This is a genomic window from Paraburkholderia ribeironis (assembly GCF_900019265.1).
Lineage (GTDB): Bacteria > Pseudomonadota > Gammaproteobacteria > Burkholderiales > Burkholderiaceae > Paraburkholderia > Paraburkholderia ribeironis.
The window spans coordinates 27,956-49,517 of record NZ_CYGX02000032.1 but is presented as its reverse complement, the minus strand read 5'-3'; the positions used below and the strand labels follow the sequence as shown (position 1 = coordinate 49,517).

18 protein-coding genes and 2 pseudogenes are annotated in these 21,562 nt (G+C 65.1%); 5 read left to right on the top strand and 15 right to left on the bottom strand.

Features of this window, described 5'->3' with window-relative positions:
• The first annotated feature begins 157 nt into the window (after positions 1-157).
• On the top strand, positions 158-1,156 hold the full coding sequence (locus BN2475_RS15695; RefSeq protein ID WP_094780428.1) for a sigma-70 family RNA polymerase sigma factor: 999 nt from the start codon (positions 158-160) through the stop codon (positions 1,154-1,156).
• On the opposite strand, the gene BN2475_RS15690 is transcribed toward BN2475_RS15695, so the two are convergent.
• A complete protein-coding gene (locus tag BN2475_RS15690; protein WP_094780476.1) occupies positions 1,112-2,386 on the bottom strand; it encodes an EAL domain-containing protein in 1,275 nt (424 codons plus the stop codon). The genes BN2475_RS15695 and BN2475_RS15690 overlap by 45 nt on opposite strands.
• A gap of 245 nt (positions 2,387-2,631) precedes the next feature.
• Positions 2,632-3,325 (bottom strand): annotated as a pseudogene (locus BN2475_RS15685) (MFS transporter).
• On the opposite strand from BN2475_RS15685, the gene BN2475_RS35555 reads away from it, so the two are divergent.
• The gene (locus BN2475_RS35555) at positions 3,246-3,443 is read left to right on the top strand and encodes a hypothetical protein (RefSeq protein WP_245841350.1); all 198 of its coding nucleotides are present in this window, start codon (positions 3,246-3,248) and stop codon (positions 3,441-3,443) included. The pseudogene BN2475_RS15685 and the gene BN2475_RS35555 sit on opposite strands and share 80 nt — an antisense overlap.
• A gap of 64 nt (positions 3,444-3,507) precedes the next feature.
• Here the strand turns inward: BN2475_RS35555 and BN2475_RS15680 are convergent, their stop codons facing one another.
• Entirely contained in the window at positions 3,508-4,926 is a 1,419-nt protein-coding gene (locus BN2475_RS15680) for an aminotransferase-like domain-containing protein (protein ID WP_094780427.1), read from the bottom strand.
• A 217-nt stretch (positions 4,927-5,143) separates the two neighbouring features.
• Here BN2475_RS15680 and BN2475_RS15675 point away from each other — a divergent pair, with 217 nt between their 5' ends.
• On the top strand, positions 5,144-5,449 hold the full coding sequence (locus tag BN2475_RS15675) for a DUF2917 domain-containing protein (protein WP_094780426.1): 306 nt from the start codon (positions 5,144-5,146) through the stop codon (positions 5,447-5,449).
• 22 nt (positions 5,450-5,471) lie between these two features.
• Here the strand turns inward: BN2475_RS15675 and BN2475_RS15670 are convergent, their stop codons facing one another.
• Entirely contained in the window at positions 5,472-6,719 is a 1,248-nt protein-coding gene (locus BN2475_RS15670) for a citrate/2-methylcitrate synthase (RefSeq protein WP_094780425.1), read from the bottom strand.
• Positions 6,720-6,855: 136 nt separating this feature from the next.
• Here BN2475_RS15670 and BN2475_RS15665 point away from each other — a divergent pair, with 136 nt between their 5' ends.
• The gene (locus BN2475_RS15665; RefSeq protein ID WP_094780475.1) at positions 6,856-8,244 is read left to right on the top strand and encodes a CoA transferase; all 1,389 of its coding nucleotides are present in this window, start codon (positions 6,856-6,858) and stop codon (positions 8,242-8,244) included.
• Positions 8,245-8,371: 127 nt separating this feature from the next.
• Here the strand turns inward: BN2475_RS15665 and BN2475_RS15660 are convergent, their stop codons facing one another.
• Positions 8,372-9,118, bottom strand: a complete 747-nt coding sequence (locus tag BN2475_RS15660) for a GntR family transcriptional regulator (RefSeq protein ID WP_094780424.1) — start codon at positions 9,116-9,118, stop codon at positions 8,372-8,374.
• Positions 9,119-9,383: 265 nt separating this feature from the next.
• Between BN2475_RS15660 and BN2475_RS15655 the strand changes: the two genes are divergently transcribed.
• Entirely contained in the window at positions 9,384-10,229 is an 846-nt protein-coding gene (locus tag BN2475_RS15655; protein ID WP_094780423.1) for an aldo/keto reductase, read from the top strand.
• A gap of 36 nt (positions 10,230-10,265) precedes the next feature.
• On the opposite strand, the gene BN2475_RS15650 is transcribed toward BN2475_RS15655, so the two are convergent.
• The 10 genes and pseudogenes from BN2475_RS15650 to BN2475_RS15605 all read right to left on the bottom strand — a co-directional run bounded on the left by BN2475_RS15650 (position 10,266) and on the right by BN2475_RS15605 (position 21,386).
• The gene (locus BN2475_RS15650) at positions 10,266-10,727 is read right to left on the bottom strand and encodes a hypothetical protein (protein WP_094780474.1); all 462 of its coding nucleotides are present in this window, start codon (positions 10,725-10,727) and stop codon (positions 10,266-10,268) included.
• A gap of 223 nt (positions 10,728-10,950) precedes the next feature.
• Complete coding sequence (locus tag BN2475_RS15645) at positions 10,951-13,155, bottom strand: ABC transporter ATP-binding protein (protein WP_094780422.1); 2,205 nt, start codon at positions 13,153-13,155, stop codon at positions 10,951-10,953.
• Positions 13,152-14,030, bottom strand: a complete 879-nt coding sequence (locus tag BN2475_RS15640; RefSeq protein WP_094780421.1) for an ABC transporter permease — start codon at positions 14,028-14,030, stop codon at positions 13,152-13,154. The genes BN2475_RS15645 and BN2475_RS15640 overlap by 4 nt, the downstream gene beginning before the upstream one ends.
• A complete protein-coding gene (locus BN2475_RS15635) occupies positions 14,027-15,037 on the bottom strand; it encodes an ABC transporter permease (protein WP_094780420.1) in 1,011 nt (336 codons plus the stop codon). The genes BN2475_RS15640 and BN2475_RS15635 overlap by 4 nt, the downstream gene beginning before the upstream one ends.
• A 31-nt stretch (positions 15,038-15,068) precedes the next feature.
• Positions 15,069-16,733, bottom strand: a complete 1,665-nt coding sequence (locus BN2475_RS15630) for an ABC transporter substrate-binding protein (RefSeq protein ID WP_094780419.1) — start codon at positions 16,731-16,733, stop codon at positions 15,069-15,071.
• Between the two features lie 284 nt (positions 16,734-17,017).
• Positions 17,018-17,347, bottom strand: a pseudogene (locus BN2475_RS15625) (HoxN/HupN/NixA family nickel/cobalt transporter); the annotation flags it as partial.
• Between the two features lie 85 nt (positions 17,348-17,432).
• The gene (locus BN2475_RS15620; protein ID WP_094780473.1) at positions 17,433-17,948 is read right to left on the bottom strand and encodes a cupin domain-containing protein; all 516 of its coding nucleotides are present in this window, start codon (positions 17,946-17,948) and stop codon (positions 17,433-17,435) included.
• Between the two features lie 198 nt (positions 17,949-18,146).
• Positions 18,147-20,252 carry an elongation factor G gene (fusA, locus tag BN2475_RS15615; RefSeq protein WP_094780418.1) on the bottom strand — a complete coding sequence of 702 codons (2,106 nt, stop codon included), beginning with the start codon at positions 20,250-20,252 and terminating at the stop codon, positions 18,147-18,149.
• Between the two features lie 294 nt (positions 20,253-20,546).
• Positions 20,547-21,053, bottom strand: a complete 507-nt coding sequence (locus BN2475_RS15610) for a DUF192 domain-containing protein (protein WP_094780417.1) — start codon at positions 21,051-21,053, stop codon at positions 20,547-20,549.
• A gap of 144 nt (positions 21,054-21,197) precedes the next feature.
• Positions 21,198-21,386, bottom strand: coding sequence for a hypothetical protein (locus tag BN2475_RS15605; RefSeq protein ID WP_094780416.1), 189 nt, complete (start codon positions 21,384-21,386; stop codon positions 21,198-21,200).
• Positions 21,387-21,562 lie beyond the last annotated feature (176 nt).

Here is a 21,562-nt window from a genome sequence, read left to right as displayed (position 1 = left end):
CGCGGCCGCGTGACAGGAATATTTTTGCGTCGGGCTGTCACATCGCCGATTGCCCGCGCGTCAAGTTGAACAGGATACCGAGTACGGCGCGCGCCTGGGCACTATTGCAGGCAGGCAAGGCGCGCTTTTTCATCACGCACGATCTGGAGGTCTACACATGACGGAACAAGGAATCGACAAGGCATCCAGTTTCGAGGCCGTGCGCGCCCGCCTGCTCGCGCTGGCATACCGGATGCTTGGCAGCCGCGCCGAAGCAGAGGACGTGGTGCAGGACGTCTGGCTCAAGTGGCATCTGGCGGATACGCAAGCGGTGCAAACACCGGCCGCCTGGCTCACCACGATCACCACGCGCGCCGCGATCGACCGTTTGCGACACGTGCAGCGCGAACGCGCGTCGCAGCATGCGGGCTGGCTGCCGGAGCCGTGGCTCGACGAGGTGGCGCCATCGGCGGAAGAGCTGGCCTTGCGGGCGGCGGAGATGTCCTACGGGGTGATGCTGCTGCTCGAACGTCTGAAGCCCGACGAACGCGCGGCGTTCGTGTTGCACGAAGCCTTCGATTGCGATTACGCGGAGATCGGAAGAATTCTCGAGCGCACGCCGGCCGCTTGCCGGCAGATCGTCCATCGGGCCAGAACGAAGCTGCAGCGCGCGGGGGCGCCGTTGCAACGGCCCGATCCCGCCGCACATGCGCGGATCGTCGAGCGCTTGCGCGCCGCGCTGGAAGCGCAGGATCGAGCGGGCCTGTTGCGGCTCTTCAGTGACACGCCGCAAGTCGTCAGTGACGTGCCTGTCCTTGCGCCGGTGTGTGCGCCGGTGTGTGCACCTGAGCCGGTCGCGGCAGGGTGGGTGGACACGGTCACGTCGCTTGCACAGCAAGCGAGCAATGCAGAGGTGGTGTCGGTGGAGGGGGCCATGTGCGTCGCCTTGTTCTTCGAAGGCGATGTCGTCGGCATGCTCGACGTGTGGACAAACGGCCGGACGGATGGCTCGACCAGGATCGTCGCGTTGCGCATCGTCACCAGCGCAGCGAATCTGGATGCCGCCAACCGGGTGCTGGGTCGTGCGGCAGTCAAGCGGCTACTCGCACGAATCCAGCAACGCTCGGCACATTCAATTGCGATGAGCCGCGACTTCCCAGTTGATATCGAGGCATAGCACCTGTGTGCCATGCGGCGTATGCGCGGCGATCGAGGCGGTTACGCACAGGTGCGCTTCGTTGATCGACAGGTAGGGCGGCGTCAGATGCACCCGATCCGGTACGCGCATCGCCTGGATAAAGTACGGCCGGCGTTCCCAACTCGCGCCTTCCGAATGCAACAGAGGCCGGAAACGTTTCGCGCGTTGCGATGTGCGTCCTGGCGGCAGCACGTTGTCGCCGATCTGCCTGCCCGAACCGTCGAGCACGAAGCAGCGCGCCGTTTCGCCGAGCGCGAGCAGCGGTGCGGTCGCCTGCGAGATCGACTCGCCGGCAATCAACTGCGCGGCGGCTGTTTCCAGTGCCTTGACGTAAGGTGCGAGCCGCGTCGATTGTGCGCGTTCGCGCGCCGCGACCCGTTCGCGCAGCGCCGCCGAGAGCGAGTCCATCAGGCCGGCCGCTGTCTGCGGTTTGACCGGCTCAACGCTCGGGCCCGCGAAGAACGCGCCCTGCACGAAGTCCACGTTGCATTCGAGCGCGATCAACGCGTCACGCTCGGTGCTCAGGCCACCCATCAGCACCAGTTGCCCGGATTCGTGCAGCAGCGAGACGAGCCCTGGCAGCACGCGTTCAATATGCGAGTGTTCGCTGGCTTGCGCGAGGATGCAGCGGTCGAGTGTGACGATGTCCGGGCGCAGATTCCACACGCGGTCAATGTTCGAATGCTTCGCGCCGAAGCCGTCCAGTGCGATCAGGAAACCGGACTTGCGCAGCGCGTCGATGATCTCGGCAAAGCGCGTGGTCTCGCCGCCTGCCTGCTCGGACACTTCGAGCACCACGCGTTGCGGCGGCAAGCCGAGCGCCTTGAGCCCGGCAAGCAGCGCATCGCCGTAACTGGTGTCCATCAGCGCGGCTGGGTGGAGGCTTAGGAAGAGCCATTCGTCATGGCTGTCGAACGCATTGAAGTTGCCAAGATGCAGCGATTCGGCCAGCCGGCCGAGTTCCAGCAGGTCGCCGCGCCGTGCGGCTTGCGTGAAGACCTCGTGCGACGGCACGTGCTGCGCGTGCTCGTCGTGGGCGCGCAGCGACGCGTGATAGCCGATCGCGCGCCGGTGCGACACCGAGAAAACAGGCTGAAACACGCTGAAGACGGTGTAGGCGCCGTACAGAACGGTGCGCCGCGAGCCTTCGTCGCCGGCCATCGGGCGTGGTGGCTGGAAGCCGGGAGGATCGAGTTCGATCATGCTCATCATGTCAGTCGTGTGAAAGTGGCGGCGCGCTTGCAGGCTCGACGCAAGTCACGCGCACGCGTAGAACGCGAGAGTTTACAGGATAGCCGAGCAAGAACTATGCGCGTACTGCAACACAGCAGGCACACGTGGTAGAGGCGCGTTGATACGACGATCGTGCGCCAGTCCGGATCTGGACCCGCCGCTTCGCACTTTGCTGGTGCGGCGCATGCCCCGTTGCGGATCGGCGGCGAGCGTCACGCGTCTCAGGTCCGCTCCGAAGGATCGGTCTTTTTCGCTGGCGTGCGAATGTCCGGGGACAGTTGCGCGAAGATCCACGACGAGCACGCCGTAATGAACCCAACGCACAGGAACGTCGCGTGAAAGGCGGGCAGCGAGTTGATCGCGGTCACGCGCTGCAACAGACCGGTGAAGGTCGCGAGCAGCGCGCCGGCCACGGTCACGCCGAGACTCATCGAAAGCATCTGGACCAGCGAAAACAGGCTGTTGCCGCTGCTCGCGCCACCAGTGCCCAGGTCCTTGAGCGTCAACGTGTTCATCGCGGTGAACTGCATCGAGTTGACGGCGCCGAAGAACGCCAGTTGCACGAGCCGCAGCCACAGTGGCTGATTCGCAGGGAAAAGTGCGCAGCACCGCGAGCCGTCCGACCGGCAGCAGCATCGCCCCGCCCACGCCCTGCGCGATGCGGAAAATTACCAACGGGTTCAGCGTGTGCGCGTTCGCGCACAGCAATGAACCGACCGCGAACACGAGGATCGCGTTGAAGAACACGCGCCGCGTGCCGAGTTTGTCCGCCAGCCAGCCCGACACCGGGATCATCACTGCCATCGTCAGCGAATAGGCGATCACCACCGACTGCATGCGCAACGGCAACTCGCCGAGGCTCGTCGCCATCGCGGGGAGCGCGGTGTTGACGATGGTCGAGTCGAGCGTCTGCATGAAGAAGCCGGTGGCGACGAGCCACAACATCACGGTGAGCGAGCGGGCCGATGGTCCCGACGGAGCGTTGGCAGCGGAGGCGGACGGGGTCGGCGTCGTGGACATGGAGGGCGGCTAGGCGCGCGGGGACGGGCTGGTACTCGCTATTCCAGGGAAAAGTGCGGCGCCACGCAGCCGCGCCCTCAAGCGTCCGCCGGCAATGCCGCGGCGGCGTGAAAGAACGCTTGTGCGCGGGGATCGTTGCTGAACGCCGCGTGAATCCGGATCCACGGGCTGACCTCCATGTTCGGCCGGAAGTAGCAGCCGGGCACCACCGTCACGCCCAGCGGCACGCCGCACTCCACCAGCCGCTGTGCGTCGGCGACATGCGGCACGCGAGCCCATACGAACTTGCCGCCGACGGGTTTTTCGAAAATCTCCCAGCCGGCGTTTTCGAGCGTCTGAATAGTCGAGCCGAGCGCGTCGCGCATGCGGCGGCGCAGGCGTTCCAGATATTTGCGATACGCGCCGCGCTCCAGCAGCGACACCGCGACCGCCTCGGCAAAGCGCGAGCCGCCGATGCTCGTCAGCATCTTGATGTCGACCAGATCCTTGATGATCGCGTGGCTCGCCACCACGCAGCCGATCCGCAGCGACGACGACAGCGTTTTCGACAGACCCGCGACGTAAATCACGTGCTCGAGCTGATCGAGGGTCGCGAGGCGATCGGTGAGCTCAGTCTGGAAGTCGGCGTAGATGTCGTCTTCGATGATCGAGAAGCCATGCTCGCGCGCCAGTTGCAAAAGCCGGAACGCGACTTGCGGCGCGACCGTGGTGCCGGTCGGGTTGTGGAATACGGTGTTGATGAATAACAGCTTCGGCCGGTGCAGCTTGAGCTGCGCCTGCATCACGTCGAGATCGGGGCCGTTGCGGGTGCGCGCAATGCCGACCAGGTTCACGCCGTGCAGCTTCAGCAGGCCGTACAGATTGTAGTAGCCGGGGTCTTCGACAAAGATCGTATCGCCGGCCTTGAGCATGTAGCGCATCAGCAGATCGAATGCCTGGCTAGCGCCGTTGGTGATCAGGATCTGCGACGTGTCCGCCTGAATGCCCAACTGGCCGATGCGGCTTTGCAGATGTTCGCGCAAGGTCAGATTGCCGAGCGGCGTTGCGTAGTCGACCATGCTCGCCGGGTCGGTGCGCGACACGTGACGGATCGCCTGCGCGATCGCGTCCATGTCGCGCCAGCTTTCCGGAATGGAACCGTTGCCGAGCTTGAGCGTCTCGCCCGGGTAGTTGAACTGCTGCAGCAGATGTCCCGATTCGTCCTCGGCGCGGCGCGGATCGGAAGTGCCCTGGCAACGTGAGGCCGCCGGCTGGCGGTCGGCGACATAGAAGCCCGAGCCGTGTCGCGAGTCGACATAGCCGAGCGAAACCAGCCGGTCATACGCCTCGATCACCGGAAAGCGGCTCACGCCGAAGTCGGCGGCGAACTGGCGAATCGACGGCAGCTTCGAGCCGGGGTGGGCGGCGCGCGAGCGGATCCACGCAGTGACGCCGCTGACGATCTGCTCGGTGAGCGGCACGCCGTTTTCACGGTCGAGCTGGATTTCGAGTTTCATACGAAGGCTTCCTTCGAGCGGCAAGCGGCGAGCAGCATGCTGCGTGTTGTCGAGCGCACTCGAGCCGAAGCGCGTGGCTCGCGACGCAACAGTCGTGTCAACTGTCCGATTTTTCGACTGAACAGTTCCGATGAAAGTGTTCGGAACTGTGCATGGGTATCCGATCATCGCACGTCAATAATCGATACAACAGAAAGTGCGTTGAAGGAGAACGGCAATGCGTGAAGTCCGGATATTCGAATTGGAACAGGACGAGCCGGCGACGGCCTGGCGTGTCGCGCGTCCGTCGATCGTCAAGGTGATCGCGGGCGAGATCTGGCTGACCATCGAAGGCCATAGCGAGGATCACTGGCTCGCTACCGGCGAGTCGATCGAGTTGCCGCGGCGGGCGGTGGCGTGGATCAGTGCGGGTCAGGCGGGGGCGCGCTTCGCGCTGGCGAGCGGCTCCGAGCGCGCCGCGCCCAAGCCGCTGTTCGGACTGCCGGTGTTGAGCTGGCTGTCGCGCGGGATCGGCGCGGTTTGAAGCGCGCAGGCGGCGGCCAACCTTACTCCAGGGCGGCCGCCTCATACTCTCCGATATAGCGCGCACGTGGCCGGATCAACCGGCCATCGCGCGTTTGTTCCATGGCATGGGCGATCCAGCCGACCACCCGGCCCACCGCGAACAGCGTGAACGCGGCGCCGGCCGGCAGCCCCAACACCCGCTCGATGGCCGCAAGCGCGAAGTCGACGGTCGGTTCCGCGCCGGTCGTGTCGCGCACCGTGCGCGCGAGCGTCAGCACTTCAGCGAGCGGCGAGCGCGTCGGCGCGCAATCGGCGAGCATCGTCAGCAGCAGCCGCGCACGCGGGTCGCCGTCCGGATAGAGCGGATGGCCGAAGCCCGGTAGCACGGCTCCGTACGCATACGCACCATGCTCATGGTGCGCCAGGCGATTGGCCAGATAGCGGTCGAGATCGGGTGCGCGCGACGCTTCGTCGAGCAGCGCGGCAATGCGCACCGTCTCGCCGCCATGACGCGGGCCCGCCAGGGCCGCAAGTCCTCCCGCCACCGCGCCGAACAGGTGCGTCCCCGTCGACGTGATGCAACGAACCGTGAAGGTCGACGCGTTCAGTTCGTGATCCGCGCAGGCCACCAGCGCTGCGCGCAGCAGGCCGGCCTGTTGCCGGTTGCGGACATGCCACGCCGCAGCCAGTTGCCGATGCAGCGGCTCGTGCGACGGCGCCGCCGAAATCATCGCGGCGGCCAAGAGCCGCATGACCGCGCAGGCGGTATCGAGTTGCGCATCGCGGCCGAGCGCCCAGACGCGCGGCATTTGCGCCGCGGCCGCCGGGAGCAGCACGAGCGCGCGATCGAGCGGCGTGCTGTCGCTCCACAGCTTGAGCCACGCCGCCCACTGAGCGGCGGCGAGCGGCACGGCCGGCGCATTGGCAAGGCGTCGTGCGCTGCATTCCCACAGCAATGCCGCGACGTCCTCGAGCGACGCGGCGCGCGCCAGCTCCATCGCATCATGGCCGCGATACAGCAGGCGGCCGTCGGCGACCAGCGTGATCGACGATTCGAGTACCGGCACGCCCCAGTCCAGCACCTTCTGCGCGACCTTGCCGGCGCGCTTGCCGTCCTGCTTGCGACGCGCGAGGCGGCGCACCTCGGCGGCATCGTAGAGGCGATGCCGGCCTTGCGCATCCGGCGACGAACTCAGCATGCCGCGGCTTACGTACGCATACAGCGTGGGCAAGCTGATGCCGAGCGTGGCGGCGGCTTCGGTGGCGTTCAAGAAAATGGGAGTCGGCATGGAAATGCGGAGAAACAGAAAAAATCAATATATATTGATTATCATAATCAAGATTGATTGCAGCGGGATGGAATTCTAGACTCGATTCACTTCCTGCTCTGCTATCACCGCCATGATGACCGCCATGACGACCGCGATGACGCCCGAACTCGCTCTGCAACACATCTGGACCGTCGCGGGATGCGATCCGGCCGCGCTCAGTTCCGTCTCCCTGACTGGCGCGGATCCGGGTTTGCCGTCGGTCTATCGGGTCGGCACTCTCGCCTCGGCGACCGTCGCCGCGACGGGCCTTGCGGCGGCTGAATACCATCGGCTGCGCACGGCACGCAGGCAGCAGGTTTCGGTGCAGATGCGGCGCGCGCTGGCGTCGTTTCGCAGCGAACGTTACTTGCGTATCAACGATGGCCCGCCGCCCGCGTTGCGCGATCCGGTCACGGGCTTCTACGAGACTCGCGACGGCCGCTGGATCCAGTTGCATACGAATTTCGCGCATCATCTCCAGGGTGTATTGAAGGTGCTCGGCTGCGACCGCGATCGCGCCGCGGTGGCCGCTGCGATTCGCGGCTGGGACGGCGCGACGCTCGACCAGACGCTCGCCGATGCGGGACTGTGTGCCGCGCTGATCCGCACGCCGGACGAATGGGCCGCGCTCGATCAGGCGAATGCGGTTGCCGGGCTGCCGCTGTTCGAGATCGAACGGCTCGGCGACGCGCCGGTCGAGCCGCAGCGCGGCGCTGTGGGCCGGCCGCTGTCCGGGGTGCGGGTGCTGGACCTGTCGCGCATCATCGCGGGGCCAGTAGCCGGGCGCGCGCTCGCGCATCATGGCGCGGACGTGTTGTTGATCAACGGCCCGCATCTGCCGAACATCGCGCCGCTAGTGATCGACAACGGCCGCGGCAAGCGTTCGGCGCTGGTCGATCTGCGCGACGCCGCCGGGTGCGCGACCTTGCGCGGCCTCGTCGGCGAGGCTGACGTGTTCTTGCAGACGTATCGTCCAGGCGCGCTGGCGGCGCGCGGCTTCGGCCCCGACGAGCTGGCGCGGATGCGGCCGGGAATCGTGTATGTGTCGGTGTCCGCGTATGGACATGAGGGGCCGTGGGCGCAGCGGCGCGGGTTCGATAGTCTGGTGCAGTCGGCGAGCGGAATCGCTTTTACCGAACGGCAGGCGGCGGGTGGTGACGAACCGAGGCATCTGCCGTGCCAGGCACTCGATCATGCGACCGGCTACCTCGCCGCGTTCGGCGCGATGGTCGCGTTGACGCGGCGCGCCACCGAAGGCGGAAGCTGGCACGTGCGGGTCTCGCTCGCGCAAATCGGACGATGGCTGCAGTCGTTCGGCCTGCTCCCCGACGGCTGGCAGGCTGCCGATGTCGCGCTCGACGATGTGCGCGATTGCATTACGACCGTCGAGTCGGAGTTTGGACGTGTGTCGGCAGTGCAGCCGGCCGAGCAACTGCAGGAGACACCTGCTTTCTATGCACTGCCGCCGACGCGCCTGGGCGCGCATGACGCGCGGTGGGTGTGAAGATTCGAGCCTGCTTCGAGCCTGCGCGCGGCGGTTCATGCTGGCACGGATCGTTCGGCTATCGGTCAGCTTGCCGGCGAGCCTCGACCCGGTTGCGCGCCGCAGGCAGCCGCGAACGACAACCCACTTACTTTCTCAACTCCGCCACGAAATCGTAGTAATCGTTCCGACAATACGTGTCGGTCAATTCGATCGCCCGCTGGTCGGCGGTATAGCCCACACGGGTGATCAACAGCAGTGCCTCGTTCGGCGCGATGCTCATTTGCTGCGCGATCTCCTCACTGGCGTTCACCGCGCGAAAATGCTGCAGCGCGCGCACGATCGTCAGCCCGCGCTGTTCCAGAAAGCTGTACAGCGAGTCGCCGATGGCTTGCGGATCGGGAATCACCGCAGCCGGAAAGGTGGAGTTCTCCACCGCCATCACGATGCCATCGGCGAGCCGCAGACGCCGCAGCCGCGTCACCGCGGCGGCCGGCGACAAGCCGAGTTGAATCACTTCGTCGCGATTGGCCGGCGAAATCTCGCGCGACAACCACTTCGAACTCGGTGTGAAGCCTCGCCGCCGCAGCATCTCGCTGAAGCTCGACAGACGCGACAGCGGATCTTCGTAGCGCGGCGTGATGAAGCTGCCCGCACCTTGGGTGCGGCGAATCAATCCCTGCTCGACCAGCAACGCAATCGCCTTGCGCGAGGTGATCCGCGATACACCGAGCGCCTCGGAGAGCACGCGCTCGGACGGCAACGCCTCGCCGGCGTTCCAGCGGTTTTCGTGGATCGCACTGCCGAGCTTGCGAGCAAGTTGCAGATACAGCGGTGTGTCGTTTTCCGGGTCCGGGCGCAAATCGCGCCAGCGGTCTTCCGAGGCAGAAGTCATGGGGCTCAGGCAAGATGGGCAAGCGGCAATTCTATGACATCGGCGCCTCGCGTTATAGCGGGCTTTTGCCTGGGACACCATCGAATGTCCGTCGAGCCGCTAAACTCGTCGCTGTGATTTTTCGTCGCCAGCGCTTTTGCAGCTGCGTTTTCGCGGCTGCATCGTCGTAGCTGCATTGTCGTAACTCATTGTCGTAACTCATTGTCGTAACTCATTCCGCGGGCGGCCACGCGCGGTGGATCGAGCCAATTCGAGGAGAGCCAGCATGACGAGCGATATCGCAAGCGTGAGCCTGCCCGACGGCGAACGCATCCCGGCATTGGGGCAGGGCACCTGGGAGATGGGCGAAGCGCCAGCGCGGCGCGCGGCGGAGATCGACGCGCTGCGTTGCGGAATCGAGTTGGGCATGACGCTGATCGACACGGCGGAAATGTACGGCGACGGCGCGACCGAATCGCTGCTTGGCGAAGCGCTAGCCGGTTTGCGCGAGCAGGTGTTCCTGGTCAGCAAGGTCTATCCGCATAACGCCAGCCGGCGCGGCGTGATCGCAGCCTGCGAGCAGAGCCTGAAGCGTCTGAAAACGGATCGACTCGATCTGTATCTGCTGCACTGGCGTGGCTCGGTGCCGCTCGCGGAAACCGTCCAGGCGTTCGAGGCGTTGCGCGCGGCGGGCAAGATCCGGCATTGGGGCGTCAGCAACTTCGATACCGACGACATGGAAGAACTCGTCGCCACGCCCGGCGGCAACGCGTGCGCGACCAATCAGATTCTCTACAACGTGGCGCGGCGCGGCTCGGAGTTCGATCTGCTGCCATGGCTCGCCGCACGCAAGATGCCGGCGATGGCGTATAGCCCGGTCGATCACGCGCGTTTGCCCAAGCGCTCGCCGCTCGATGACATTGCCGACGTACGCGGCGTCTCCGTGTTTCAGGTGGCGCTCGCGTGGGTGCTGGTCAAGCCTGGCGTCTGCGCGATTCCGAAGGCGGGGCGCGTCGAGCATGTGCGCGATAACTATCACGCGGCGCAACTGCGGTTGAGCGCGGAAGAACTCGCCGCGCTTGATCGCTATTTCAAACCGCCGCGCCGCAAGCGCCCGCTCGAGATGTTGTAGGTGCCGCGGCCGCATCCGCCAGCCGCGGCGGCGTTGTCAGGTGCAGGCGTGGTGCATGTGCACGGAACCCAGCACCGCGACTTCGGCGGGGGTGTGCTTGAGGGCGTCCGCGTCGACCTGGGCGGCGTCCGCGAGGAAATCATCGATGATCGACGACACCGTTATGTCGTTCAGACAAAGCGATACGCGCTGCATCTCGTTAGGCGGTAGCGTCGTGCGCTGACCGAGGAACAGTACGCCGTACTGGTAGCCGTGAATGATGCCGCGGATCGCGCCGACGCACTGACCTTGCGCGACATTGTCGTTGCGCTGTTTGCAGGTCTGGAAGAGCGAGTAGGCCGAAAAGCTGGGGTCGACTGGCGGTGCGGCCTGGGACAGGGTCGGCTGCATGGGTTGCGCCGGGGCTTGAGCGTGAGCGAGCGATGCGAGGCCCAGGGCGGTGACCATCATCAGACCGGTGGTGGCGCGGGCTGCGGAGGGGTGAACGTTTCGTTGCATGTTGTCGGCCCTCATATCGAACGTTGAATCTGATATGAGGCTGCCGCCTCGGATTGGTTCCGTAACACTTGCGCGCGCTGGGTTGTTTTGTGCGTGCGTTGTCTGACGCGTGATTGGTGTGAATGTTTTTGTATGCTTTGCCGGAGTTGGCGCACGAAGGGCGATGCACGCGAAAGCGCTTCGACGACGAAACGCGTGGCCGCGAACACCCTGGCGAGCCACGCTATTCGTTGCGTCCGGCGTTCTCCGGCGCGTTTGCGGCGCCGTCGCCCGCACCATCGTGCGTCACATTGCCCGTAGCGTTGCTCATCATGTCGCGCGACGCGCTCTGCAGTGTGCGCAATGTGTCGACGGGAATATGACAGCGGATTCGATGCGCGCCACCGGGTGGCGCGGCATCGCCAGTGCCGCCGCCAGCGTCGAGAAACGGCGGGTCCTGCTGTTCGCAGATGGCGCCGAGCTTGCGCGGGCAGCGTGTATGAAAGACGCAGCCCGATGGCGGCGAAGCCGCGCTCGGCAGATCGCCGGACAAACGGATGCGGTTGCGGCCGTGCTCGCCGTCGAGTGTCGGGACTGAAGACAGCAGCGCTTCGGTATAGGGATGCTGCGGCCCGTCGAACACCGTCGCTGCCGGCCCGATTTCCAGTAGCCTGCCGAGATACAGCACCGCGATGCGATCGGACAGATAACGTACCACGTGCAGATTGTGCGAGATGAACACGTAGCTGACGCCCCGCTCGCGCTGCAGGTCGGCGAGCAGGTTGAGGATCGCCGCCTGCACGGAGACGTCGAGCGCGGAGGTCGGTTCGTCGCAGACCACCACGCGCGGTTCGCCGGCAAACGCGCGAGCAATCGCCACGCGTTGCTTGAGTCCGCCGGACAACTGGCGCGTGCGCGAGCCAAGGTAGCGTTCGGGCAAACGCACGGCGGCAGTCAACGTGGCGAGGCGTGCGTCGATCGCGGCGCCGCGCAATCCGGCAAGGCGCGACAGCGCGCGGCCGATCAGCCGCTTCACCGAATGCGCGCGATTGAGCGCCGAGTCGGGATTCTGGAACACCGTCTGCAGCGATTTGACCTGCTCGTCGCTGCGTCGTGTGACACGCGCGGCGAGCGGCGCGCCGTCGAGTTCGAGCACGCCGCCCGCATCCGGCGTGAGCAGACCGAGCATCAGTCTCGCGAGTGTCGTCTTGCCGCTACCCGATTCACCGACGAGGCCCAGCGTTTCGCCGCTGGCCAGATCGATCGAGACATCGTCGAGCGCGCGCAGCGCCGCGCCGGATACGTGGAATGTCTTCGAGAGTTTCTGCGCGTGCAGCATGACGCTGGCGGGCCTGCGTGGCGGCACGCCGTCCAGCGGACGAGGCAGCGCTTGTGCGCTCGCGCGTGGCAATTCGATCGCGCGTTCATGGTAGTGGCAGCGCGACATCTGATCGCCATGCGCGGCGTTCAGCCGATACGGCGGCGGCGCTTCGCGGCGGCACCGGTCATCGGCGAGGCGGCAGCGGTCTGCGTAAATGCAGCCTTGCGTGACCGAGCCCGGTGACGGCAAAGTGCCGGCGATCGTATCGAGCCGCTCGCTGTCCTTGCTGCGCCCGGCCGTGGGCAGGCAACGCAACAGTCCGACCGTATACGGATGACGCGGCCTCGCGAAGACGTCCTGCGTCGCGCCTTCTTCGACCAGCTTGCCCGCGTAAAGCACGCCGACGCGCTCGCACATGCGTCCGATCACCGCGAGGTTGTGGCTGATGAAGAGCACGGCGGTGCCAAGTTCCTCGCGCAACTGCGCGACGAGGTCGAGCACTTCCGCTTCGACGGTCGCGTCGAGTCCGGTGGTCGGTTCGTCGAGAATCAGCAGCGCGGGGTTCGACGCGAGCGCCATCGCGATCACCACGCGCTGCTGCATGCCGCCCGACAATTGATGAGGATAACTGTCCATCACCCGCTCGGGCTCGGCGATGCGTACCCGCGCGAGCATCTGCGGCGTGCGTTGCATGGCTTCGTCGCGCGTGGCGCCGGCGGCTTCGAACGCTTCGGACACCTGCCGTGCGATCGTCAGCGACGGATTCAACGCACGCGCCGGGTCCTGATAGACCATCGAGACCGCGTTGGCGCGCATGCTGCGCAACGCATCGGCGCCGAGCTTGTGTACGTCGGCACCGGCGATCAAGACCCGGCCCGCCTTCACCTTGCCGTTGCGGGCCAGATAGCGTAGCGCCGCCATCGCGACCGTCGATTTGCCGCAGCCCGATTCACCGACGAGCCCATACGCTTCACCGCGCCGTACGCGAAACGAAACGTCTTGCAGCACCTCGCGATCGCGGCCGCGTATCCGGTACGTGACCGTCAGGCCGACGACGGTCAGCGCATCCGTGCGATCGCTCTTCGATACGTCGAAGGCGGGAAACGAGGAGGGCGACGGGCCGCTCATCGGTCGAGCACGCCTTGCACGCTGTCGGCGATCAGGTTCACGCCGACCACCAGCGTGGCGATCGCGCACGCCGCGAACACCACGGTCCACCACGCGCCGCCCGCCATCAGCGTGTACGACTCCGACAGCGCGAGACCCCAGTCGGCCGAAGGGGGCTGAATGCCGAAGCCGAGAAACGACAGCGTGGCGACCGCGAAGATCGCGTACCCGAGGCGCACGGTCGCCTCGACGATGATCGGTGGCAACACGTTCGGCAGGATCTCGGCAAACATGATGTACGGCGCGCGTTCGCCGCGCAGTTGCGCGGCGGCGACATAGTCGAGATGCCGTTCGGCGAACACGGCGGCGCGCACGGTGCGCGCGGTGATCGGCGTGAAGGTGAAGCCGATCACGAGGATGACCGTGAAGTTCGACGCGCCGACCGCGGCCAGCGCGAGCAATGCGACGATCACGAGCGGCAGCGCGAGCACGGCGTCGATCGCGCGGCCGACCACGTTGTCCACCCAGCCGTCGAAGTAGCCGACGATCAAGCCGAGCGTCGTGCCCGCCAGCGTGCCGAGCAGCGTCGCGAGCGGGGCGATGGTCAGGATGTCGCGCGCACCGACGATCACGCGTGAAAACACGTCGCGGCCGAGCTGGTCGGTACCGAACCAGTGCATGCGATCGGGCGGCAGCAGCGAGTTGAGCGGGTCCGACGCATAGGGATCGAGGCGCACGATCCACGGCCCGGCGAGCGCGCAGATGATCCACCACGCGACGATGACCACGCCCACCACAAAGGTGGGCGAACGCAGCAGCATGCGCAACTCCTCGAAGCGCGGCTCGCTGGCCGAACCTTGAGCAGGTGGCGTGGCCGGCGGAACGGTGGTGCTCATTCGGCGCTCCTCACCCGCAGCCGCGGATTGAGCAGCACGTGCACTGCATCGGCGACGAGATTGGCGGCCGTGTAGACCACGCCGATCGTCAGCACGCCAGCTTCGAGCATCGGAAAGTCCTTGGCTTTGGCTGCGTTGTAAATCAGCGAGCCGATGCCCTGATAGCGGAACAGCGTCTCGACCACCACGAGTCCGCCGATCATGTAGCCGAGCTGGGTTGCGGCGACCGTGATGGTGGGCAGCAGCGCGTTGCGCAGCACGTGCCGCCAGATCACGATGTGGCGTGGCAGGCCTTTGAGAATCGCGGTGCGCGTGTAGTCCGCATCGAGCGCTTCGACGGTGCCGGCGCGCGCCATCCTCGCGATGTAGCCGAAGAACACCAGCACCAGCGGCAGCACCGGCAGAATCAGATGCCGAAGCTGCTCGAGTGCGTTGGCTTCGGGCGGATACGACGCTTCGATCGGCAACCAGCGCAGCCACACGCCGAACACCAGAATCAGCACGAGCGACGAAACGAATTCCGGCACCACGGTCGCCGACAAGCCGGCAACGCTGATCGTGCGATCGAGCCAGCGCCCCGCGTGCATCGCCGACCACACGCCGCCCGCGATGCCGAGCGGCACCACGACGATGAACGCGAGCAGGCCGAGCTTTGCAGAATTCGCGAGCGCGTCGGAAATGAACGGCCCGACCGGCTCGCGATAGGCATACGAGAGCCCCATATCGCCTCGCACGAAATGCGTGATCCAGCCGATGTACTGGGTGAAGAGCGGACGGTCGGCGCCGAGTTGATGATCGAGCGCGGCGACCGCGCGTGCATCCGCGAGCGGGCCGAGCATCGCGCGGCCGATGTCGCCGGGCAACAGCTGGCCGCCCGCGAACACGATCACTGAGAGTAGCCACAGCGTGATCAACGACAAGCCCAGGCGCGCCGCGAGAAACCGCGCGACGCGGCCCGCGTTGCCGCTCGATAAGCGGGAGGCGGAAGGGGGCGCCGTGGCCGACATCGTGGGCTCCTGTCGAAGGCTGCGCCGGCGCTTACGCGCTCAGCACCGCGCGATCGAAATAGAGTTGCGCGAGCGCGGTGAAGCGTACGCCGCTCACGCCCTTGCGCATCGCGATCAATTGATCGTAGAAGAACGGAATGATGATGGGTGTCTCGTCGAGCAGCAGCGTTTGAATCTGCCCGGCGATTTTTCTCTGCGAGCCGAGATCGACCGCAGCGACGAATTGCGCGACCAGCTGGTCGTATTGCGGATTCCTGAAGTGCGCGGCGTTCCACGTGCCGTTGCTGGTGAGTGGCGCATTCAGGAACACGTTCGGCACGCCGCGATGACCGTAGTCGGTGATGCCGAGCGGCGAGTCGAGCCAATCGGATTTGCCCGGCGTACCCGCGCCGTAGTACAGCGATTGACTCTCGACCTTCAGGTTGATGCGCACGCCGATCGCCTTCGCCGCGTTCTGCACGACGACCGCGAGATCGGGAATCTCCATGTACTTTTCGGTGGTCAGCGTCACGTCGAAGCCGTTTGGCACGCCCGCCTGCGCGAGCAGTTGCTTTGCCTTCGCGATGTCGATCTTGCGTTGCGGAATGCCCGTATCCGATGACGGAAACACCGGCGCAAACGGACTGTCGTTGCCGAGCTGCGCGCGTCCTTTGAAGAGGCCGCGCACCAGCACGTCGCGATCGAGGCACAAGGCCAGCGCCTGGCGCACCCGCTTGTCCTTGAAGAGCGGGTTGTCGTTGCGCATATGAATCTGCCGATGCGCGCTCGACTTCACGCCGACGGCCTTGTAATCCGGATTGTTCAGGATGCCCGCGCCGCCCTGCACGGTGAAGGTGCCCATCACGTCCGCCTGATGGCCTTGCAATGCAAGCATCTGGGCCTGTTCGTCGGCGTAGAACGAAAACTGTACGCGTTGCGGTAACGCTTTGTCGCCCCAATAGTCGGGATTGCGTACGAACGACGCGCCGACCTTCGGCTGATACTTCTCGAACCTGAACGGGCCGGTGCCGATGAAGCTCTTCTCATAGCCGCCCGTATAGCTCGCGGGCAGGATCACGGCGTTGTAATTGTCGGAGGAAACGTAGTAGGGGAAATTGCCGTTCGGCGCATCCAGATGAAAGGCTACCGTGTGCTCGTCGACGACCTTCGCGCCGCCTTTCGACAGCACGCCCTTCAGCACGGAGAGCGCCGCCGAGCCGCTCGCGGGGTCGGCGAGGCGGTCGAACGTGGCCACCACGTCTTTCGCGGTGAACAACTGGCCGTCGTGGAATTTGACGTTCGGACGCAGCTTGAAGGTCCATACGTCGCCGTTGTCGTTCGGCTTCCACGACAAGGCGAGCGCGGGCTTCAGCATGAGCTTTTCGCCGTCGTCGTCGATCAGGAATTCGCCGGTCTGGTTCAGCAGCGCGAGACTGGCGGCGTCGGTCACGGTGAGCGGGTCGACCGCGCCGGCGGGCGTCAGGTGAGCGACGCGGATCGTCTGGCCGGATGCGCCCGGCGCACCTTGCGCCCGCGCTCGCGGCAAGCCCAGCACGCCGCCGCCGGCCAGCCACAGGCCGATTACGCTCGCATAACGCAGCAGCTCGCGGCGCGTGAGACGGCCGGCGCGGAATTCGTCGATGGCGTGGTTGCCATAGGCGTCGGCGGTGAGGCGGGCTGCGTCGAGGGCGAGAGGTCGGTCCACGGGTGTTTTCATCGATGGAGAGTCCAGTCCGTTCTGTTGCCGGTTCTGAAGCGTCGCGCCGGATGCGCGCGACACGCGACTGCTGCGCCACGTCCTGCGGCGCCAGGCTGCGATGACGCTGACGCTGGCTCTGCCGACAGGCTGCGCAAAGCGGTTTCAGTGTAAGCGATTGCTCACGGATGCGGAGCGCTTGCAGCGCCGCCGGGTCGCCGATTGGCGGATAAAAGTGCTGCCGTGTATCGTCGTCACAACGGTCATCACAACGTTTGGCGCACGCGCACCGCGACGCGTTTGACTTATCGCGCGGCGATGCCCGGCCGCCGCCAGCGATGAGACAGCAACGAGCCGATCCAGCACGCCATGAAGGCCGCGACGATGCCGTAACCGATCGCACCGAAGCGCTCGTTGAGGCTCGCCACCGCATCCCATACCCCGCCGCTCAAACCGAGCCTGTCCGATAGCAGTCCCAACGCTTCGACACCGCCGACGACGACCGCCACCACGGCCGAGACCAGCGTGATGCTCGCGTTGTAGTAGAACTTGCGCTTCGGATCGTCCATCGCCCAGCCGTATGCGTGAACCATCAGCACATTGTCGGTCGAATCGACCAGCGTCATGCCCGCCGAGATTGGCGGCGATCAGCATGGCGTACAGCGTGACGAGGCGAGGGCGCAGCGAAGCGGTTGGCGTCATGGATCGCGTGGCCGGGCGTTAGTGATCGTGCGGATGTTTGTGAATCGGATCGACCCAGTAGACCGTTTCAGGCGCTTCCACCGCGTCGATGTTCAGATTGACCACCACCGCCTCGTTGTCGCTGCGCACCAGCACGCATTCGAGTGGGGCGTCGGTGCTGGCGTTGATCTCCTGATGCGGCACATACGGCGGCACGAAGATGAAGTCGCCCGGGCCAGCCTCTGCGGTGAACTCCAGGTGTTCGCCCCAGCGCATGCGGGCCTGGCCGCGCACCACGTAGATCACGCTTTCGAGCGGCCCGTGATGATGAGCGCCGGTCTTCGCGTTGGGGTGGATCGTCACGGTGCCGGCCCAGATTTTCTGTGCGCCGACCCGCGCCGCGTTGATCGCGGCGGCGCGATTCATGCCGGGCGTTTGCGCGGTGTTGCTGTCGAGCTGGTCGCCCCTGATGACCTTCACGCCGTGCTCGCGCCAATCGATGGGCGCACCGGGCTGGTCGGTGCGGTAATGCGGGTGTTCGTGATCCTGGCTCATGGTGGCTCCTCCCAGGCTGGGTGCGTTGGCGCTCGGCGCGGCATCGTCAGGCATTCTGGCACGTTCAAAAACGACTGTGTGGGCAAGCCGCGCCGCGTCGCGCCGCGCACGAAAAAAAGCCCGTTCGGATGGAACGGGCTTTCGACGCATTCGCGTGAGCTGCGGGAGTCGCGGCACACGACGTATGCATTGCGGCGCTTACTTCTGCTTCGCGTTGATCACGGCGTCGGCCACGTTGCCCGGCGTTTCGGCGTAGTGCTTGAACTCCATCGTGTAGGTGGCGCGGCCCTGAGTGGCCGAGCGCAGCGCCGTCGAATAGCCGAACATTTCCGCGAGCGGCACTTCGGCGCGCACCAGCTTGCCGCCACCGCCGGCGATATCCTCCATGCCTTGCACGAGCCCGCGGCGGCCCGACAGGTCGCCCATCACGTTGCCCATGAAGTCTTCCGGCGTTTCCACCTCGACGGCCATCATCGGTTCGAGCAGCACGGGCCTCGCCTTGCGCATCGCGTCCTTGAACGCCATCGAGCCGGCCATGCGGAAGGCGTTTTCATTCGAGTCGACGTCGTGATACGAACCGAAGGTCAGCGTCACCTTGACGTCGACCACCGGATAGCCCGCCAGCACGCCGGCCTTCAGCGTTTCCACGATGCCCTTGTCGACTGCCGGGATGAACTCGCGCGGAATCACGCCGCCCTTGATCGCGTCGACGAACTCGTAGCCCTTGCCTTGCGGTGCCGGCTCGAGCGTGATCACCGCGTGGCCGTACTGACCACGGCCGCCCGACTGCTTGACGAACTTGCCTTCGACATCTTCGACCTTGTTGCGCACCGTCTCGCGATACGCGACCTGCGGCTTGCCGACCGTGGCCTCGACGCCGAACTCGCGTTTCATCCGGTCGACCAGAATTTCGAGGTGCAACTCGCCCATGCCGGAGATGATCGTCTGGCCGGATTCTTCGTCCGTTTGCACACGGAACGACGGATCTTCCTGCGCGAGACGGTTCAGCGCAATGCCCATCTTTTCCTGATCGGCCTTGGTCTTCGGTTCGACGGCCTGCGAAATCACCGGCTCCGGGAAGATCATCTTTTCGAGGATGATCACGTGGTTCGGATCGCACAGCGTGTCGCCGGTGGTCGCTTCCTTCAGGCCGACGGCTGCCGCGATGTCGCCCGCGTAGACCTCCTTGATTTCCTTGCGCTCGTTCGCGTGCATCTGCAGGATCCGGCCAAGGCGTTCTTTCTTTTCCTTGACCGCGTTGTAGACCGTGTCGCCCGAATTCACCACGCCCGAATACACGCGGAAGAAAATCAGCTGGCCGACGAACGGGTCGGTCATGATCTTGAACGCGAGCGCGGAGAACGGGTCGTCGTCTTTCGGATGACGCTCGATCTCGTTGTCGTGCTCGTCGTGGCCGGTGATCGCGGGCACGTCCGCCGGCGACGGCAGATAGTCGATCACCGCGTCGAGCATGGCCTGCACGCCCTTGTTCTTGAACGCGCTGCCGCACAGCATCGGCACGATCTCATTGGCGATGGTGCGCGCGCGGATGCCGTGCTTGATTTCCTCCTCGGTCAGCGCTCCGCCGTGCAGATATTTGTCCAGCAACGTCTCGTTCGCTTCCGCGGCGGCCTCGACCATCTTGTCGTGCCATTCCTTCGCGGTGGCCGCGAGTTCGGCCGGAATATCGCGGTACTCGAACCTGATCCCCTGGTTCTCTTCGTCCCAGAAGATCGCCTTCATCTTGACCAGATCGACCACGCCCTGGAAGTGTTCTTCCGCGCCGATCGGAATCTGGATCGGCACCGCGACGCCTTTCAGACGATCACCGATCTGCCGCTGCACGCGAAAGAAATCCGCACCGACGCGGTCCATCTTGTTGACGAACGCGATGCGCGGCACCTTGTACTTGTTCGCCTGGCGCCACACCGTTTCGGACTGCGGCTGCACGCCGCCGACCGAGTCGTACACCATGCACGCGCCGTCGAGCACGCGCATCGAGCGCTCCACTTCGATGGTGAAATCGACGTGACCCGGCGTGTCGATGATGTTGATCCGGTGTTCGGGGTAGTTGCCGGCCATGCCCTTCCAGAAGGCGGTGGTCGCTGCCGACGTGATAGTGATGCCGCGCTCCTGCTCCTGTTCCATCCAGTCCATCGTCGCCGCACCGTCGTGAACCTCGCCGATCTTGTGGGTCACGCCGGTGTAGAACAGGATGCGTTCAGTAGTGGTGGTTTTGCCGGCATCGATGTGAGCGCTGATGCCGATGTTCCGGTAGCGCTCGATGGGAGTCTTGCGGGGCACGTGAACCTCCTTGGAATAGCGCGCCTGAAATGCTTGCCGGGCGGCAGTCTGCGCGACCCGGAGAGCTTGGGTGCTGCTTTACTGAGATTACAAGCATAGCGCGTCGGGCAGGCTTTTGCAGGAATCTTGCCAGCCGGGTGCGAGCGCCAGCCGGCGGGCTTTTGACGCCCGCGCCGGGACCGCTGGCACGGCTCCGGCTGGATGAAAAAAGCCGGCCCTTTCACAAGGCGCCGGCTTTTTCCGCAAGCGTTGCGACGAAGCGGCGGGGTTCTCCGCTGCCGCAGCTACCGCGGCTTAGTGCAGGGCCGGCAAGCCCTGGATCTGCATGCCCGGTTTGATGCCCTTCGACGTGAACCAGCCTTTGCTCATCTCGAGCGCAAACACGCCGTTGTGCGTCGGGCAGTGATTGTTAGTGGTCTCCGCCTGCATCTCGTCGATGTCGGTGATCGTGCCGTCCGCGCGCATGAACGCGATCGACAGCGGGATCAACGTGTTCTTCATCCAGAAGCAATGCCCGGCGTTCTCGTTGAAGACGAACAGCATGCCTTCGTTCGGTCCGAGATTCGTGCGATACATCAGACCTTGTTCCCGGTCGGCGTCGTTGGCCGCGACGCCGGCGTCGATCACGTACATGCCCGCCGTCAACTTGACGCGTGGAAACTCGCTGGGCTGCTTCGCACCTGGCGGCATCTGCTGCGCACGAGCGGGAACGGCGCTGGTGGCGGCCAACGACAGCGCGGCGAGCGGCAGTGCAACGGCAACAGCGAAACGCGCAATCAACGAGCGCATGGAAAATCGCACGGCATGACTCCTTGCTGGAATTTAACCCGCGAATGTTACGCGAGCGCGTCAAAAACAAAAAGGCAGATCGCCTTGCGGGGATCTGCCTTACAACGCCGTAAGAACGGCAGTGAAGCTATTCTTGACTGCGTTTTTACAACAAACTTACTCCGATGCTGCCGAAGCTGCAGCAGCAGCTGCTGCCTTCTTGTGCGAATGCTTGTGAGCGTGCTTCGTGGTCTTCTTTGCTGCCGGAGCTGCGGCTGCCGGCGAAGCTGCTTCCGGTGCCGAAGCTTGTGCGAATGCTGCCGTTGCGAACAGGCCAGCGACCAGAGCGGCGATCAGTTTGTTCATTTTGTGAATCCTCAGCTTTAGTTAATTAACCAAATGACCCGGTCATATGTAGAGTCAAGTCGGTAAACGTGCCATCCACCTTTCGGTTGACAGCCGTATCGAACAAATTTTCGACACGTCTGCTAGCGCTCGGACTGCCTGCGCTCATCACGAAAATGACTTGCGCAAAGGCCCTT